15 protein-coding genes are annotated in these 14,401 nt (G+C 63.2%); 9 read left to right on the top strand and 6 right to left on the bottom strand.

The annotated features are described in order from the left end of the window. Positions 1-73 precede the first annotated feature (73 nt). On the bottom strand, positions 74-343 hold the full coding sequence (locus NK214_RS16860; protein ID WP_107798375.1) for a DUF4936 family protein: 270 nt from the start codon (positions 341-343) through the stop codon (positions 74-76). 93 nt (positions 344-436) lie between these two features. Here NK214_RS16860 and NK214_RS16855 point away from each other — a divergent pair, with 93 nt between their 5' ends. Both NK214_RS16855 and NK214_RS16850 read left to right on the top strand, forming a co-directional pair. Then, positions 437-1,339 carry a prephenate dehydrogenase/arogenate dehydrogenase family protein gene (locus NK214_RS16855; protein ID WP_253315043.1) on the top strand — a complete coding sequence of 301 codons (903 nt, stop codon included), beginning with the start codon at positions 437-439 and terminating at the stop codon, positions 1,337-1,339. Positions 1,340-1,342: 3 nt separating this feature from the next. Beyond that, positions 1,343-2,095 (top strand): SDR family oxidoreductase, encoded by a 753-nt coding sequence (locus NK214_RS16850; RefSeq protein ID WP_227107232.1) that lies wholly within the window; start codon positions 1,343-1,345, stop codon positions 2,093-2,095. On the opposite strand, the gene NK214_RS16845 is transcribed toward NK214_RS16850, so the two are convergent. Continuing rightward, positions 2,079-2,981 (bottom strand): LysR family transcriptional regulator, encoded by a 903-nt coding sequence (locus NK214_RS16845; RefSeq protein ID WP_253315042.1) that lies wholly within the window; start codon positions 2,979-2,981, stop codon positions 2,079-2,081. The two genes, NK214_RS16850 and NK214_RS16845, sit on opposite strands and share 17 nt — an antisense overlap. Positions 2,982-3,082: 101 nt before the next feature. Between NK214_RS16845 and NK214_RS16840 the strand changes: the two genes are divergently transcribed. Then, on the top strand, positions 3,083-4,345 hold the full coding sequence (locus tag NK214_RS16840; RefSeq protein WP_235089709.1) for an MFS transporter: 1,263 nt from the start codon (positions 3,083-3,085) through the stop codon (positions 4,343-4,345). Between the two features lie 229 nt (positions 4,346-4,574). On the opposite strand, the gene mnmA is transcribed toward NK214_RS16840, so the two are convergent. Genes mnmA through NK214_RS16825 form a run of 3 tightly spaced genes read right to left on the bottom strand, consistent with a single transcriptional unit; the run spans position 4,575 to position 6,677 of the window. Then, positions 4,575-5,651 carry a tRNA 2-thiouridine(34) synthase MnmA gene (mnmA, locus tag NK214_RS16835; RefSeq protein WP_107798379.1) on the bottom strand — a complete coding sequence of 359 codons (1,077 nt, stop codon included), beginning with the start codon at positions 5,649-5,651 and terminating at the stop codon, positions 4,575-4,577. Further along, positions 5,648-6,196 carry a hypothetical protein gene (locus NK214_RS16830; RefSeq protein ID WP_253315041.1) on the bottom strand — a complete coding sequence of 183 codons (549 nt, stop codon included), beginning with the start codon at positions 6,194-6,196 and terminating at the stop codon, positions 5,648-5,650. Before NK214_RS16830 ends, mnmA begins: the two co-directional genes overlap by 4 nt. A 28-nt stretch (positions 6,197-6,224) precedes the next feature. Further along, on the bottom strand, positions 6,225-6,677 hold the full coding sequence (locus tag NK214_RS16825) for an NUDIX hydrolase (protein WP_107798381.1): 453 nt from the start codon (positions 6,675-6,677) through the stop codon (positions 6,225-6,227). Positions 6,678-6,784: 107 nt separating this feature from the next. Here NK214_RS16825 and NK214_RS25175 point away from each other — a divergent pair, with 107 nt between their 5' ends. Further along, the gene (locus tag NK214_RS25175) at positions 6,785-6,985 is read left to right on the top strand and encodes a bacterioferritin-associated ferredoxin (protein ID WP_019103980.1); all 201 of its coding nucleotides are present in this window, start codon (positions 6,785-6,787) and stop codon (positions 6,983-6,985) included. A 163-nt stretch (positions 6,986-7,148) separates the two neighbouring features. After that, positions 7,149-7,625, top strand: coding sequence for a bacterioferritin (bfr, locus tag NK214_RS16820; protein ID WP_107798382.1), 477 nt, complete (start codon positions 7,149-7,151; stop codon positions 7,623-7,625). An 83-nt stretch (positions 7,626-7,708) separates the two neighbouring features. Here the strand turns inward: bfr and NK214_RS16815 are convergent, their stop codons facing one another. Beyond that, on the bottom strand, positions 7,709-9,325 hold the full coding sequence (locus tag NK214_RS16815) for a YdgA family protein (protein WP_107798383.1): 1,617 nt from the start codon (positions 9,323-9,325) through the stop codon (positions 7,709-7,711). A 222-nt stretch (positions 9,326-9,547) separates the two neighbouring features. Here NK214_RS16815 and NK214_RS16810 point away from each other — a divergent pair, with 222 nt between their 5' ends. From NK214_RS16810 to NK214_RS16795, 4 genes are all read left to right on the top strand, one after another. Then, entirely contained in the window at positions 9,548-10,729 is a 1,182-nt protein-coding gene (locus NK214_RS16810) for a fatty acid desaturase (protein WP_107798384.1), read from the top strand. A gap of 175 nt (positions 10,730-10,904) precedes the next feature. Continuing rightward, positions 10,905-11,741, top strand: coding sequence for a class I SAM-dependent methyltransferase (locus tag NK214_RS16805; RefSeq protein ID WP_107801671.1), 837 nt, complete (start codon positions 10,905-10,907; stop codon positions 11,739-11,741). A gap of 78 nt (positions 11,742-11,819) precedes the next feature. Continuing rightward, entirely contained in the window at positions 11,820-13,196 is a 1,377-nt protein-coding gene (locus tag NK214_RS16800; RefSeq protein ID WP_107798385.1) for a cystathionine beta-synthase, read from the top strand. A gap of 59 nt (positions 13,197-13,255) precedes the next feature. Next, the gene (locus NK214_RS16795) at positions 13,256-14,401 is read left to right on the top strand and encodes a PLP-dependent aspartate aminotransferase family protein (protein ID WP_253315040.1); all 1,146 of its coding nucleotides are present in this window, start codon (positions 13,256-13,258) and stop codon (positions 14,399-14,401) included.

Below are 14,401 nucleotides of genomic sequence, written 5' to 3'. Positions count from 1 at the left end.
CGGTACATGAGCATTTCGAAGCGCTGCTCGCCGTGTAAGGTTCCACGACGCGCGGCAGATCGTAAGCCGGTGCTTAATCCAGCGGCTGAAACCACTCCTCATGGCGGCTCAGCGCCGCCAGACCGCATTCGGCGCTGACATCCAGCCAGAGGCGGCGGAAAGCGTCGGCGTCGGCAATCCCTTCATATACTTCCATCCAGGTGCCGGCGTCGTCGCGGCGGCGCAGCAGGCGGCCGGCGACGCCGGCGCGGGCCAGGAGGCCGGCTTGCAGCGTTCGCAGCTGCGCAAGCAGGGGCGCGTTGTCCGCGTCGACCTTGAAATAGCAATAAAAACTGTAGCGCATCGTATGTCCTAAGCAGGGCGCGCGGGATCGCGTCGCAACGGAGTGGTTGTCAGCCGACATTAGGCAGGTATGATAGCCGTTCTAGGTTCCGCCATGGATAGAGGAGAAGCGGTGCAGCAAGGGATGGATACCCTGGTGGTGGTGGGCGTCGGTTTGATCGGTGGCTCTTTCGCCTTGTCGCTGAAGCGCGCCGGGATGGCGCGGCATGTGATCGGCGTCGGCCGCACCCGGGAAAACCTGGAGCGGGCCTTGGAACTGGGCGTGGTGGACGAGATCAGCCAGGACTTGGCCGCCGTGGCCGAACGCGCCGATCTGGTGCTGTTGGCCTCGCCGGTGGGGCAGATGGGCGCGCTGATGGCGGCGATGGCGCCGAAGCTGCGGCCGGAGACCATCATCACCGATGCCGGCAGCACCAAGGGCGACGTGGTGGAGCTGTATCGCCGGCATCTGCCCGGCCAATTAATGCATTGCGTGCCGGCGCATCCCATCGCCGGTTCCGATTTGTCCGGCGCCGCCGCCGCGCAGTACGGGCTGTACGAAAACCGCAAGGTGGTGCTGACGCCGTTGCCGGAGACCCTGCCTGCCGCCGTGGAGCGAGTGGCGGCGCTATGGCGCGCCTGTGGCGCGGAAATCCATGAGATGACGGCGGAGGAGCACGACGCGGTGTTCGCCACCGTCAGCCACCTGCCGCATTTGCTGGCCTTCGCCTATGTGGACATGGTGGCGGGCAAGGCCGACGCCGAGCGCTGTTTCGACTTCGCCGCCACCGGGTTTCGCGATTTCACCCGCATCGCCGGCAGCCATCCGGAAATGTGGACCGATATCAGCCTGGCCAACCGCGACGCGCTGCTGCAGGAGCTGGACCGTTACCGCGCCGGGCTGGACCAACTGCGCCAGATGCTGGACGCCGGCGACGGCGAGCGGCTGGCGGAGCGTTTCGGCGCGGCGCGCGGCGCGCGCACGCGCTGGCATCAGCAATTCATGCGCAAGGCTTGATCCATGAATGAGGGCAAGGTGGTGCTGATCACCGGCGCTTCGCGCGGCATAGGCGCGGCGACGGCGCGGCTGGCGGCGGCGGAGGGCTGGCGCGTCGCCGTCAATTACCGCCGCGACCGGGCCGGGGCGGAGGCCGTGGCGGCCGAGTTGCGGCATGCGGGCGCGGACGCCGAAGCGTTTTGCGCCGATGTCTCGCTTGAGGCTGACATCGTCGGTCTGTTCGACGCGGTGGCGGGCCGCTACGGCCGCCTGGACGCCCTGGTCAACAATGCCGGCGTCACCGCGCCGATAGGCCGGTTGGAGGATTACTCGGCGCAGCGGGTGGAGCAGGTGTTGCGCAGCAATGTGCTGGGCCCCATTCTCTGCTGCCGCGAGGCGGTGCGCCGGATGTCCACCCGTCATGGCGGCGTTGGCGGCGCCATCGTCAACGTTTCTTCCGCCGCGTCGCGGCTGGGCTCGGCCGGCGAGTATGTCGATTACGCCGCCAGCAAGGGCGCCGTCGACACCCTAACCCTGGGTCTTGCGCGGGAAGTGGCCGCCGAAGGCATCCGCGTCAACGCGGTGCGCCCGGGCCTGATCCACACCGGCATTCATGCCGCCAGCGGCGAGCCGGGCAGGGTGGAGCGCCTGGCCGGCAGCGTGCCGATGGGGCGCGGCGGCGCGGCCGAGGAGGTGGCGGCCGCCATCGTCTGGCTGTTGTCCGACGCCAGCTCTTTTTGCACCGGCAGCCTGCTGGACGTCAGCGGGGGGCGTTGAGCCAGCGCTCGCGCATCAAGTTCAGAAACTGGTTGACCAGCGGCGAGTCTTCGTCCAGCCGCGTGGCCAAGCCCATCGCCAGATAAGCGCCCTCGTCCAGCAGCGGCACATAGCGCACGCCGGGAAGCCGCACGCATTCCAGCGGCGAGGGCAGGATGGCGATGCCGAGTCCGGCGGCCACCAGGCCGATCTGCGTGATCGCCTCGCCGGCCTCCTGCCGCGGCCGCCAGTCCATGCCTTGCCGGCTCGCCAGCTCGCGCAGCACCGTGTTCAAGCCGGTGCCGGCCTCCTGCGGGTAGCCGATCAGACTTTCCCCGCGCAATTGCTCCAAGCGCAGCGCCGGCAGGCCGGCCAGCGGATGCTCGGCGCTGATCACCACCCGCAGCGCGTCTCGCTGCAACTCCACCACCGCGATGTCCGCCATCGGCTCCAGGCCGTTGAAGCGGACGAAGCCGATATCCAACCGCCGTTGCAGCAAAGCCTGGTACTGGTCGGTGGTGAACATCTCGCGCAACTTGAGGCCGACCTCCGGGAAACGCAGACGATAGTCGTGCAGGCCGGCGTGCAGGATGGGGGACAGCGGCAGAGAAGAAGTGAAGCCTATGCTCAATTCGCCTATCTCGCCGCGCGCGGCGCGTCTGGCTTCCGCCGCGGCCAGTTCCGCGTCGGCCAGAATGCGCTGGGCCCGGCTCAGGAATTGGCGGCCGGCCTCGGTCAGCTCCACCTTGCGCTGGTGGCGGCGCAGCAGCCGCACGCCCAGCTCGGCCTCCAAGGCCTGGATCTGCTGGCTGAGCGGAGGCTGGCCGATATGCAGGCGCAGGGCGGCGCGGGTGAAATGCAGTTCTTCGGCAACGGCGACGAAGTAGCGTAGATGGCGTAGTTCCATGATTGATATTTTAAAAGTATCAAATGATGGTTAAATATATATTGGACTGCGCTTTCGGCCAAGACTAAGCTCAAAGCCATATTTCGCATTGAAAGCTTTTCATGTCCGCCGATTCCTCGTCACCCTGCCTAGGCGCCGTCGTACCGCCGCCGTCCGTCGCCCCCCTTCCGCCGGTCAAGCTGCACGCCGGCACCGCGGAATTCCGCGCCACCGCGCGCGCCATGTTCGTCGGCGGCTATTGCACTTTCGCCATGCTCTACGGCGCACAGCCGCTGATGCCGATGTTCGCGGAGGATTTCTCCTTGTCGCCGGCCGCCTCCAGCGGCGTGGTCTCGCTGGCCACCGGCAGCCTGGCCCTGAGCCTGATTCCCGCCGGCCTGCTGGCGGATCGCCTGGGCCGCCGCCCCTTGATGAACGCGGCGCTGGCGCTGGGCGCGCTGCTGATGCTGTTGTCGGCGCTTGCGGACAGCTTTCAGCATCTGCTGTGGCTGCGCGCGGCTTTCGGCGTGGCGCTGGCCGGCCTGCCGGCGGTGGCGATGACGTATCTGAGCGAGGAGGTAGACGCGAAATCTCTGGGCCACTCGATGGGCTTGTACATCGCTGGCAATGCCTTGGGCGGAATGAGCGGCCGTTTCATCGCCTCCTTGCTGGCGGATCATTTCGGCTGGCGCTGGGCCTTGTTGGCTTTGGCCTTGCTGGGCACGGCCGGCGCCTGGTTGTTTTGGCGCAATCTGCCGCCTTCCCGGCATTTCCAGCCGCGTCGGCATGATCTGGGCCGCATGTGGCGGGAGGCCAAGGCCCTGTTCCAAGACGCGGGTCTGCCTTACTTGTTCATCAGCGCCTTTCTGCTGTCCGGTTGTTTCGTCAGTTTGTACAACTACCTGGGTTTCCGTCTGCTGGCCGCGCCCTTCAATATGAGCCAGAGCCTGCTGGGGCTGGTGTTTTCGCTGTATATCGTCGGTGTCTGGTCATCGGCCTGGGTCGGCAAGCTGTCGGATCGCCTGGGCCGGCGCAATATGCTGTGGCTGATGGTGCTGGCCATGCTCTTGGGGCTGGCGCTGACCTTGAGCGATCACATCGTCCTGCTGGTGGCCGGCATCGCCTTGTTCACCTTCGGGTTTTTCGCCGGCCATTCGGTAGCCAGCAGCTGGGTGGGTTTGCGGGCGCGTCAGGGGAGGGCGCTGGCTTCGGCCATTTACTTGAGCGCCTACTATCTGGGCTCCAGTCTGGTGGGGTCTTTGTCCGGGCTGATGTGGGGCCGCGGCGCTTGGCAGGGCGTGGCCGCGGTCTTGGGGGCCAGCCTGGCGGCGATGCTGGCGATCAGCCTGGGCCTGAGGCGGCTGCCGCCCTTGCCGCAACCTTGAGTTTGAAAGAAAAAAGCCCTGCGGTTTGGCGCAGGGCTTTTTCATCGCATCGTCGGCGCTCAGCGGACTTTGAACCGCTGCTTAGAGCCTGTTTACGATCTGGCGAGCTAGGGCGAGACAAGGCGTTGCGGCTGAGAAAGCGGAGTGTACATAGGGTACATGAGCATTTCGAAGTCGGCACTCATCGCACAATGTCTCTACCGACGCGTAGCGGATCGTAAACAGGTTCTTATTGGATAATGCCGCCGCCCAGGCAGACGTCGCCGTCGTACAGCACCGCGGACTGGCCGGGGGTGACTGCCCATTGCTTGTCGCGGAACGTCAGCGTGGCCTGGCCGTCGACGATGGCGGACAGATTGCAGCCGGCGTCCGCCATGCGGTAGCGGTTCTTGGCCGCGTATTCGCCGGCCGCCGGCGGCGCCGGCAGCGTCCAGCTCAGGTCGGCCATCGCCAGCGTCGGCTTCAGCAGCAGCGGGTGGTCATGGCCTTGCACCACGATCAGCTTGTTGCCGGGGATGTCCTTGCCGGCGACGAACCACGGTTCTCCGGTGCCCTCGCGCGCGCCGCCTATATTCAGTCCCTTGCGCTGGCCCAGGGTGTAATACATCAGGCCGATATGCTCGCCCACCACCTTGCCGTCCGGCAGCATCATCTCGCCGGGCTGGGTGGGCAGATAACGCTGCAGGAAGTCGCGGAACGGACGTTCGCCGATGAAGCAGATGCCGGTGGAGTCTTTCTTGGCCGCGGTGGGCAGGCCGGCTTCCTCGGCCAGCTTGCGCACCTCGGTCTTGCGGATGTCGCCGAGCGGGAAGATGGACTTGGCCAATTGATGCTGCTGCAAACGGTAGAGGAAGTAACTCTGATCCTTGGTGTGGTCCACCGCCTTCATCAGATAGTGGGTGCCATCCTTTTCCAGTTTGCGCGCGTAGTGGCCGGTGGCGATGCAGTCGGCGCCCAGTTCCATCGCGTAGTCGAGAAAGGCCTTGAATTTGATTTCGGCGTTGCACAACACGTCGGGATTGGGCGTGCGGCCGGCGGAGTATTCCTTCAAGAAGTAGGAGAACACGCGGTCCTTGTACTCCTTGGCGAAGTTGACGATCTCCATGTCGATGCCGACGATGTCGGCCACGCTCATCGCGTCCAGCGCGTCCTGCTTGATCGAGCAGTATTCGTCGTCGTTGTCGTCTTCCCAGTTCTGCATGAAGACGCCGATCACCTCGTGCCCCTGCTGCTTCAGCAGCGAGGCGGTCACCGAGGAGTCCACGCCGCCGGACATGCCGACGACAATTCTTTTCTTACCCGTCACGGGGAATATCCTTCCATCCAAATATCGAGGGCAAGCACCACCGGGGCTTGCCCAAAGTCCTTGAACCAGCTGTCCACCGCCCAATCCTGGCCGGAGAGCAGGTCGCGCAGCACCGCGGTGTAATGCAGGTCGAGCAGGCGCGGCGCGCGCCAGGCCGGTTTGCCCACAGTGTGGTATTGCAGCCAGCCGTGATCCTGCAGATAAGTGAGGAAGGCGGTGACATTGCTGCTGTGGTCCACGCAGTCCATGCGGCCTTCGGCGGGCCCGTCGCGGAAATTGCCGCCCTTGTCTTGCCAAATGGGCAACGTGCGCGCGGCGATGTGATAAAGCGCGGTGACGGCGTCGCTGACGGCGGAACGTTCGGTTTCCGGGCTGTTTGCGGCGGACAGGCGAGCGGCGAGCCAGGCGTCGGCTTTGGCGGAGATGTCTACGTAGGCATGTCTGGAACAGCCGTAATGGTAGCAGATATTGATGGCGCTGGCTTGTGCCGCCCATGGGACGCCGGCCAGCAGAGCCAATAGGAAAGACAATGATCTCAAGGACATGCCGGCTCCGGGCGGTGGGCTTGGGCGGTCAGCGGCCCAGATGATGGATCAGCGCCAGGGGGTGGCGTTTGCCGGCGCGATAGTCGTCCAGGCATTGCTGCACCACCGGGCTGCGATGCTGGGCGCGCAGCGAGACGATGTCCTCGTGGCTCAGCCATTGCGCGGACAGGATGCCGTCGTCCAGCCGCGGATAGTCCTCGCGGCGCAAGGGGTGGCCGTAGAAGGCGAAGCGCAGATAGGTGATGTCGCTGTTGGGCCGGTCCACCAGATAAATGCCCACCAGGCCCAAGGGCCGGAAGTGCCAGCCGGTTTCCTCCAGCACTTCGCGTTTCACCGCGTCTTCCAGCGTTTCGCCGTATTCCAGATGACCGGCGGGCTGGTTGAAGCAGATGCCGTCGCTGGTCACCTCTTCCACCATTAGGTAGCGCCCGTCCAGCTCAATGACTGCCGCAACTGTCGCATTTGGTTTCCACTGCGTCATGGTCTGCGCTTTCTTGTTGACAATGATTCTTGTTTGAATCTATATTCTTGATAACGATTCTCGATTACTTTAACTCAATCCCGTCTTCATTCACCACCGGAACTGCCATGTACGTTTGCCTCTGCCACGCTGTAACTGACAAGCAAATCCGCGAAGCGGTACACAACGGGGCAACCCGCATGTGCGATCTGAGCCGCGAGCTTGGGGTGGCGACCGATTGCGGCAAGTGCGCCTGCATGGCTAACCAACTTCGCAAGGAGGCTGTCCACGCGCTTGGTCCGGCTTCGACCGCGCGCAGCGCCGCTTAATTCCTGACCCCGTCTGTTGCTTAGTCTCGGCCAAGGCCGGACGAACTGCAAATCCCCCACGCACCGCGTCAAGCGGGGCGAAGTCCTTTATTTTGGCTGTGATAACTTGAGACTGGCGCGCGCTATGTCATAATGGAAGAATCATTTCTTCCCGGAGAGCGCGATGCAAGGCGATAAAAAAGTTATCAAGTATCTGAACCAGATCCTCAAGAACGAACTGACCGCGATCAACCAGTACTTTCTGCATGCCCGCATGTACAAGAACTGGGGCTTGAAGAAGCTGAACGAGCACGAGTATCACGAGTCCATCGACGAGATGAAGCACGCCGACGCGCTGATCGAGCGCGTGCTGTTCCTGGAAGGGCTGCCGAATCTGCAGGACCTGGGCAAGTTGCATATCGGCGAGAATCCGAAGGAAATGCTGGAGTGCGACCTGAAACTGGAAATGGACGCGCTGCCGCTGTTGCGCGAAGCCATCGCCTACTGTGAAAGCGCCAAGGACTACGTGACCCGCGACTTGCTGGAAGACATTCTGGAGAGCGAGGAAGAACATGTGGACTGGCTGGAGACGCAGTTGGGCCTGATCGAAAGCGTGGGCCTGCAGAATTATCTGCAAAGCCAGATGCACGACGACGATTAAGCGCCGCAAGGTTTCGACCGGGTCGGAAAAGAAAAAGGGCTGTCGTATGACAGCCCTTTTTGCGTGCGGCGTGGGCCGCCGTCTTACTTCTTCTTGTCGGCGCTCTTGTCCGTATGCTTGTCGGAGCCGGGCTGGGAGGCGTCGCGCGGCGCTTCCGCCTCGATCTCCTCCCAGGGCAGGGCCACCTTCTTCTTATTGATGGTCAGCACGCCGCCGCCGTAGTTGAGTTCGGTGTTGATCTGGCCTTTGTCCTCAACGATGTACTGCTCGCTCTTCCACTGCGCCAATTGGCTGTCCAGTAGGTTTTTGGCCAGGTCTTCCACTTCCTTCATATTGGGCTGGTCTTCGGCGCTCTGATCGACGGTGAACAGCGTACGCGCCTGGGCGATCACCAGGTCTTCCAGCGTCTGGCGCGGCAGGCTGAGCTTGGCGTCCACTTCGAAGCGTCTGATGAACTGCGCGGCGTCGTTGAGATCCGCGGCTTGCAGGCCCTTGACGCCCAGGCTGCCTTCCAGCTTGGCTTCGCCGTTGGGCATCTTCAGGTAGAACTCGTTGATCACCACTTTGGGATCGTTTTGCAGCAGCGGAATCCCGTTCTTCTTGATGGTGTCGATGTATTGCTTGCGCAGCAGCGCCGGGTCCACGCCTTCGAACGGAATCTGGCCGATGGCCTGATCCAGTTTGACCAGGGTCGGGCCGTGCAGATGGTTGGCCGAGATGTCCAGGCGCATCGGACCGTAGCGGTGGTCGTTGAAGTTGAACTCGGCGAAGTTGAGTTTGCCGCGGGTGTTGACGTAGTCGTCCTGCTCGCTGGTGACGATCTGATAGCGGAAGTCCTTCAGCGTCACCGCGGACGGCTTGAATTCGCCGGACGGATTGATGAACTCGCCGACGCGCACGCGGGTCATCAGGTAGACCAGCTCGTTCAGCTTGATGCTGTAGGGCACGCTTTCGCGGGAATTGAGCCGGACATTGCCCACGGTCAGTTCGCTGGTGCCCAGCTTGACCCCGGTATTGCCGGGGCGGATGTCGGAGACGTAGCGCACGCCGTCGAAGGCCACGGTTCCCTTGCTGGCGGCTTCCAGCAGGAAGCCGGGCGACAGCGCCTCGCTCTTGTATTCCTTATAACCGTTGGCGTAGTCGAGCTTCAGGTCGAAGCCCTTCCATTTCATCTTCACGCCGGACAGCGCTTCTTCATAGTCGAAGGCCGGCACCTTGACGTCCAGTTCGCCGCCGCCGCCGAAGCCCAGACGGTTGAAGATGGTGATGGGTTCCTTGTCGCCGAAGAAGCTGGCCAGCGTCTTGCGGGTGGAGTCGCTCATCGCGAATTCGGTGCGCACCAGCGCGCGGCCGGGCCGGAAGTCGAAATCGCCGATGCCGGGGAGGGGGCCGTGTTTGACGTGGTTGGTGAACTTGATGGTGGCGTTCAGCAGCGGCTTCACATTGTCGGGCAGCATGTTTTCATACGGGCCGGACAAATGGCGGTTGAACACCAGTTCGGTGGTTTCCGTGGAGGAGAACCAGCCGCGTTGGTAGCTGTGGGATTTGACTTTGAACAGCGGCAGGTCGGCCAGCATCTTGTGCTGTTCCTGCAAGGTCTGCTCCGCCTTGACGCCGGCCCACAGGGTCGCGCCTCCATACAGAACGAACAGGCCACCGAGGGTGGCGCCGGCAATGATCAGACGACGATTTGGCAACACTAGCGCTTTTTCTTAACTAGGATGGAGTGAGGCCCTATGGTACACCATCGTCCACCGCTTGCGTTACTGCCGGCGCGTGAACCGGAGGGCGTCGGCGGGGTCCAAGTTGGGCGTTTGCGGCGGCGGGTTGCCGGCGCAAGCGCAAAACGGTCTGACATCGGCGGGCCGCTTGTATAGAATAGAGTCTTTCTTCTAGATTGCTTTACGAGGCGCGATTAGTACATGAATTGGATAAACGGCGTGCTTGACCTCCCCTGGTGGGGCTATATCGTGGTCGCTTTGGCGCTGACCCACGTCACCATCGCATCGGTCACCATCTTTCTGCATCGTCACCAAGCGCACCGCGCGCTCGATCTGCATCCCATCCCCAGCCACTTTTTCCGCTTCTGGCTGTGGCTGACCACCGGCATGGTCACCAAGCAATGGGCCGCCATCCATCGCAAACACCACGCCAAGTGCGAGACCGCGGACGATCCGCACAGCCCGCAGGTCTTGGGCATCAAGAAAGTCCTGTGGGAGGGCGCGGAACTGTACCGCGGCGCTTGCAAGGATCAGGCCATCATGGACAAGTTCGGCCACGGCACGCCGGACGATTGGCTGGAACGCAATGTCTACACCCGTCACAGCGCCAAGGGCATCGTGCTGATGCTGCTGATCAATCTGGTCTTGTTCGGGCCGGCTGGCCTGACGATCTGGGCGGTGCAGATGATCTGGATTCCGTTCTGGGCGGCCGGGGTGATCAACGGCATCGGCCACTTCTGGGGCTATCGCAATTTCGAGAACGAGGACGCGTCCACCAATATCTTCCCCTGGGGCATTCTGGTGGGCGGCGAAGAGCTGCACAACAACCACCATACCTTCGGCACCTCGGCCAAGCTGTCGTATAAATGGTACGAGTTCGACATCGGCTGGATGTATATCCGCATCCTGGAAATTCTGGGCCTGGCCAAGGTGCGCAAGGTGGCGCCGCGACTGGCCGAGGACGCTTCGCGCCCGCAACTGGACCTGGAACATCTGCAGGCCATCATTTCCAACCGCTACGCCATCGCCTCCCGCTATGCGCGCGAGTTGAAAGAGGTGTACCGCAGCGAGCTGGACAAGATCAATCTGCCGGACTTTTCCGGCAGCAAGCTGAGCGGCAAGATGAAGGTGTGGCTGAAGCAGGACGCCAAGGACACGCCGGAAACCGAGCGCATGCAGTTGGCCACCTTGCTGGAGCACAGCCAGGTGCTGGCCACCGTGTATTCGATGCGCCAGGAGCTGACCCGTCTGTGGGAGCGTTCCACGCTGAGCCGCGAGCAGCTGCTCAAGGAACTGCAGGACTGGTGCACCCGCGCCGAGGCCTCCGGCATCGCTGCCTTGCAGCGCTTCTCGATCAGCCTGCGTCAGGCGGCCATGGTTTAAGCCTGTCCGACTCGATGAAAACCCGCGGCGCGCCGCGGGTTTTTTTGCGTCCGCGCAGGCTTGTGGCGGGGTGGATAGACTCGTTTTTTATATGAAAATAAGAAATAAAATTTATATTTGTAATAATAATTGGAAATATAATGTGGCCATGTTGATGCAACTCTGCGAGATGGACATGGCCACATTGCAACTGACCGACGGGGCGAGCGAGCTGCCCTATATTCATGGTTTTTCCGCCGCCGAACAGGCGCGCCTGGTGCGCCAGGCGCGCTTCTCCGAGTCCGTGGTCTACCGGGACATCGATTTCTCCGGCGTCGGCCAGCTGCTGGAGGTGGGGTGCGGGGTGGGCGCGCAGACGGAGATCCTGTTGCGGCGTTATCCGGACCTGGAGGTCACCGGCGTCGACTTCAGCCAGCGTCAGCTGGCGGTGGCGCGTCAGCGTTTGCAGGGCAGCCCCTGGCAGGACCGCGCCCGGCTGCTGCATATGGACGCCGAGGATCTGGATTTCCAGCCGGCCAGTTTCGACGCCGCCTTTCTGTGCTGGGTGCTGGAGCATGTCTTGTCGCCGGAGCGGGTGTTGGCCGAAGTGCGGCGCGTGCTGAAGCCGGGCGCGCGGCTGTACGCCACCGAGGCGATGAACGCGTCCTTCTTTCTATCGCCTTATTCCTCGAACCTGCAGCAGTACTGGCTGGCCTTCAATGACCATCAACTGGCGGTGGGCGGCGATCCCTTCGTCGGCGCCAAGCTGGGCAATATGCTGCTGCGCCTGGGCTTTCGCCATGTGGAGACCCAGGTCAAGACCTGGCATCTGGACAGCCGCGATCCGCATCGTCGCCAGCAAGTGCTGGATTACTGGACCGAGCTCTTGCTGTCGGCCGCGGATCAGCTGATCGAGGCGAAACGGGTGGACGCCGCGCTGGTGGCGGCGATGACGCGGGAACTGCGCCAATTGCGCAGCAATCCGGAACTGGTGTTTTTCTATAGTTTTCTGCAAGCCACCGCCGTGGTGTGAAGCGGCGTTTTTTTATTTTCGATATAACTACAAGTTGTTAAAAACAATATTTATATGCGGTAGCTAGGAGATTTCAATATGCAAGACCAATCCGTTTTGTCCTTGATCGGCAATACGCCGCTGGTGAAGGTGACGCATCTGGACACCGGCCTGTGCGAGTTGTATCTGAAACTGGAAAGCCACAATCCGGGCGGCTCGATCAAGGATAGGGTGGCGCTGTCCATGATTGCCGCGGCCGAGCGCGAAGGCAAGCTGAAGCCGGGCGGCACCATCGTCGAGGCCACCGCCGGCAACACCGGCCTGGGGCTGGCGCTGGTGGCTTCGCAAAAAGGCTATCGGCTGGTGTTGGTGGTGCCGGACAAAATGAGCCGGGAGAAGATTCTGCATCTGCAGGCGCTGGGCGCGGAAGTGGTGTTGACCCGCTCCGACGTGGGCAAGGGGCATCCGGAGTATTACCAGGACCTGGCCGCGCGTATCGCCAAGGAAACGCCGGACGCTTACTACATCGACCAATTCAACAACCCGGCCAATCCGCTGGCGCATGAAACCGGCACCGGTCCGGAAATCTGGGAGCAGACGCGTCATGAACTGGACGCGGTGGTGGTGGGCGTGGGCTCCAGCGGCACGCTGACCGGGCTGACGCGTTTCTTCAGCCGGGAGGCGCCGCGGGTGGAAATCGTGCTGGCGGACCCGGTGGGCTCGGTGCTGGCGGATCATGTCGAGACCGGACGCCACGGCGAGGCCGGCAGCTGGCTGATCGAAGGCATAGGCGAGGACTTCATCCCGCCGCAAACCGACTTCAGCCTGGTCAAGCGCGCCTACCGCATCAGCGATCAGGAAAGCTTCGACAGCGCCCGCCTGCTGCTGAGCCGGGAAGGCATTCTGGCGGGCTCCTCCTCCGGCGCGCTGCTGGCGGCGGCCTTGCGTTATTGCCGCGCCCAGACCGAGCCCAAGCGCGTGGTGACGCTGGTTTGCGACAGCGGCAACAAGTATCTGTCCAAGATGTACAACGACGATTGGCTGGTGGACAACGGTCTGGTGGAGCTGCCGCGGCTGGGCGATCTGACCGATCTGATCGTGCGTCGCCACGCCGACGGCAGCACCGTCTCTTGCCACCCGGACGAGCCCTTGAACGTGGTCTATCAGCGCATGCGCCTGCACGATGTGTCGCAGTTGCCGGTGCTGGCCGACGATAAGGTGGTCGGCATCCTGGACGAATGGGACTTGCTGCTGTCGGTGCACGGCGAGCCGGAAAACTTCCGCCAGAACGTGCGCAGCGCGATGACCAGCGAGGTGAGGACCCTGTCGCCGCGCGCTTCGCTGCAAGACCTGCTGCATATTTTCAACGACGGCCACGTCGCCCTGATGGTGGACGGCGAGCGCTACCTGGGCCTGATCACCCAGGCCGATCTGCTGGCCTTCTGGCGCCGTCAGCCGCGCTCGCGCGCCGTCTAGCTCCTCCTCATCCCGGCCGGTCCAAGCGGGGCCGGCCCTCCGCATTGCGAGAAAACGCCATGACTGATTTCAATACTTTGTCCATCACCGCCGGTTTGCATCAGGACGCCTTCGGCGCGGTGATTCCGCCCATTTACGCCACCTCCACCTACCGGCAGCACGCGCCGGGCGAGCACAGCGGCTACGAGTATTCCCGCTCGCAGAACCCGACGCGCGAGGCCTTGGAGCGGGCCTTGGCGGAGCTGGAGGACGGCGCGCGCGGCTACGCCTTCCCTTCCGGACTGGCGGCCATCGCCACGGTGCTGGAGCTGCTGCCGGCCGGCAGTCACCTGATCGCGGTCAACGATCTGTACGGCGGCACTTACCGATTGTTCGAACAGGTGCGCAAGCAAAGCGCGCAGCTGGAGATCAGCTATGTGGCGTCGGAAGACCTCGCCGCCTTGCAGGCGGCGATCCGGCCGAATACCCGGATGATCTGGGTGGAAACCCCGTCCAATCCGCTGAACCAACTGGTGGATCTGGCGGCGGTGGCCGATCTGGGGCGGCGGCACGACCTGATCACGGTGGCGGACAACACCTTCGCCTCGCCGGTGGTGCAGCGCCCGCTGGCCTTCGGTTTCGACATCGTCGTGCATTCCGCCACCAAATACCTGAACGGTCATTCCGATGTGATCGCCGGCGCGGCGGTGGTCAGCCGCCGGCGGCCGGAACTGGCCGAGCAACTGGCCTTCCTGCACAACGCGGTGGGCGCGGTGCTGGACCCGTTCGCCAGTTTCCTGGTGCTGCGCGGCCTGCGCACGCTGGCCTTGCGGGTGGAGCGCCACAACAGCAATGCGCTGGCGGTGGCGCGTTGGCTGGAAACCCAGCCGCAGGTGGAGCGGGTCTTGTATCCGGGCCTGTCCAGCCATCCGCAACATGAGCTGGCGCGCAGCCAGATGCGGGGTTACGGCGGGGTGGTGTCCTTTTATCTGAAAGGCGACGCCGAAGAAACGCGGCGGGTGCTGGCGCGGTTGAAGCTGTTCACGCTGGCGGAGAGCCTGGGCGGGGTGGAGAGCCTGGTCTGCCTGCCGGCGGCGATGACGCATGCGTCGATTCCGCTTGAACGTCGGCGCGAGCTGGGCATTGCTGACAACCTGATCCGCTTGTCGGTGGGCATCGAGGGCGAGGCGGCGCTGATCGAGGACTTGCGCCAGGCATGGCAATAG

This window comes from Chromobacterium sp. S0633, assembly GCF_024158805.1.
Taxonomy (GTDB): domain Bacteria; phylum Pseudomonadota; class Gammaproteobacteria; order Burkholderiales; family Chromobacteriaceae; genus Chromobacterium.
This window is presented reverse-complemented; position numbering and strand designations above follow the sequence as displayed.

Bases quoted from the DNA above. Each gene is read 5' to 3' on its own strand.
- NK214_RS16805 (WP_107801671.1), top strand. From the start codon at position 10,905: ATGGCCACATTGCAACTGACCGACGGGGCGAGCGAGCTGCCCTATATT.
- NK214_RS16825 (WP_107798381.1), bottom strand. From the start codon at position 6,677: ATGACGCAGTGGAAACCAAATGCGACAGTTGCGGCAGTCATTGAGCTG.
- NK214_RS16855 (WP_253315043.1), top strand. From the start codon at position 437: ATGGATAGAGGAGAAGCGGTGCAGCAAGGGATGGATACCCTGGTGGTG.
- NK214_RS16795 (WP_253315040.1), top strand. From the start codon at position 13,256: ATGACTGATTTCAATACTTTGTCCATCACCGCCGGTTTGCATCAGGAC.
- NK214_RS16840 (WP_235089709.1), top strand. From the start codon at position 3,083: ATGTCCGCCGATTCCTCGTCACCCTGCCTAGGCGCCGTCGTACCGCCG.
- NK214_RS16850 (WP_227107232.1), top strand. From the start codon at position 1,343: ATGAATGAGGGCAAGGTGGTGCTGATCACCGGCGCTTCGCGCGGCATA.
- bfr (WP_107798382.1), top strand. From the start codon at position 7,149: ATGCAAGGCGATAAAAAAGTTATCAAGTATCTGAACCAGATCCTCAAG.
- NK214_RS16845 (WP_253315042.1), bottom strand. From the start codon at position 2,981: ATGGAACTACGCCATCTACGCTACTTCGTCGCCGTTGCCGAAGAACTG.
- NK214_RS16810 (WP_107798384.1), top strand. From the start codon at position 9,548: ATGAATTGGATAAACGGCGTGCTTGACCTCCCCTGGTGGGGCTATATC.
- NK214_RS16830 (WP_253315041.1), bottom strand. From the start codon at position 6,196: ATGTCCTTGAGATCATTGTCTTTCCTATTGGCTCTGCTGGCCGGCGTC.
- NK214_RS16860 (WP_107798375.1), bottom strand. From the start codon at position 343: ATGCGCTACAGTTTTTATTGCTATTTCAAGGTCGACGCGGACAACGCG.
- NK214_RS25175 (WP_019103980.1), top strand. From the start codon at position 6,785: ATGTACGTTTGCCTCTGCCACGCTGTAACTGACAAGCAAATCCGCGAA.
- NK214_RS16800 (WP_107798385.1), top strand. From the start codon at position 11,820: ATGCAAGACCAATCCGTTTTGTCCTTGATCGGCAATACGCCGCTGGTG.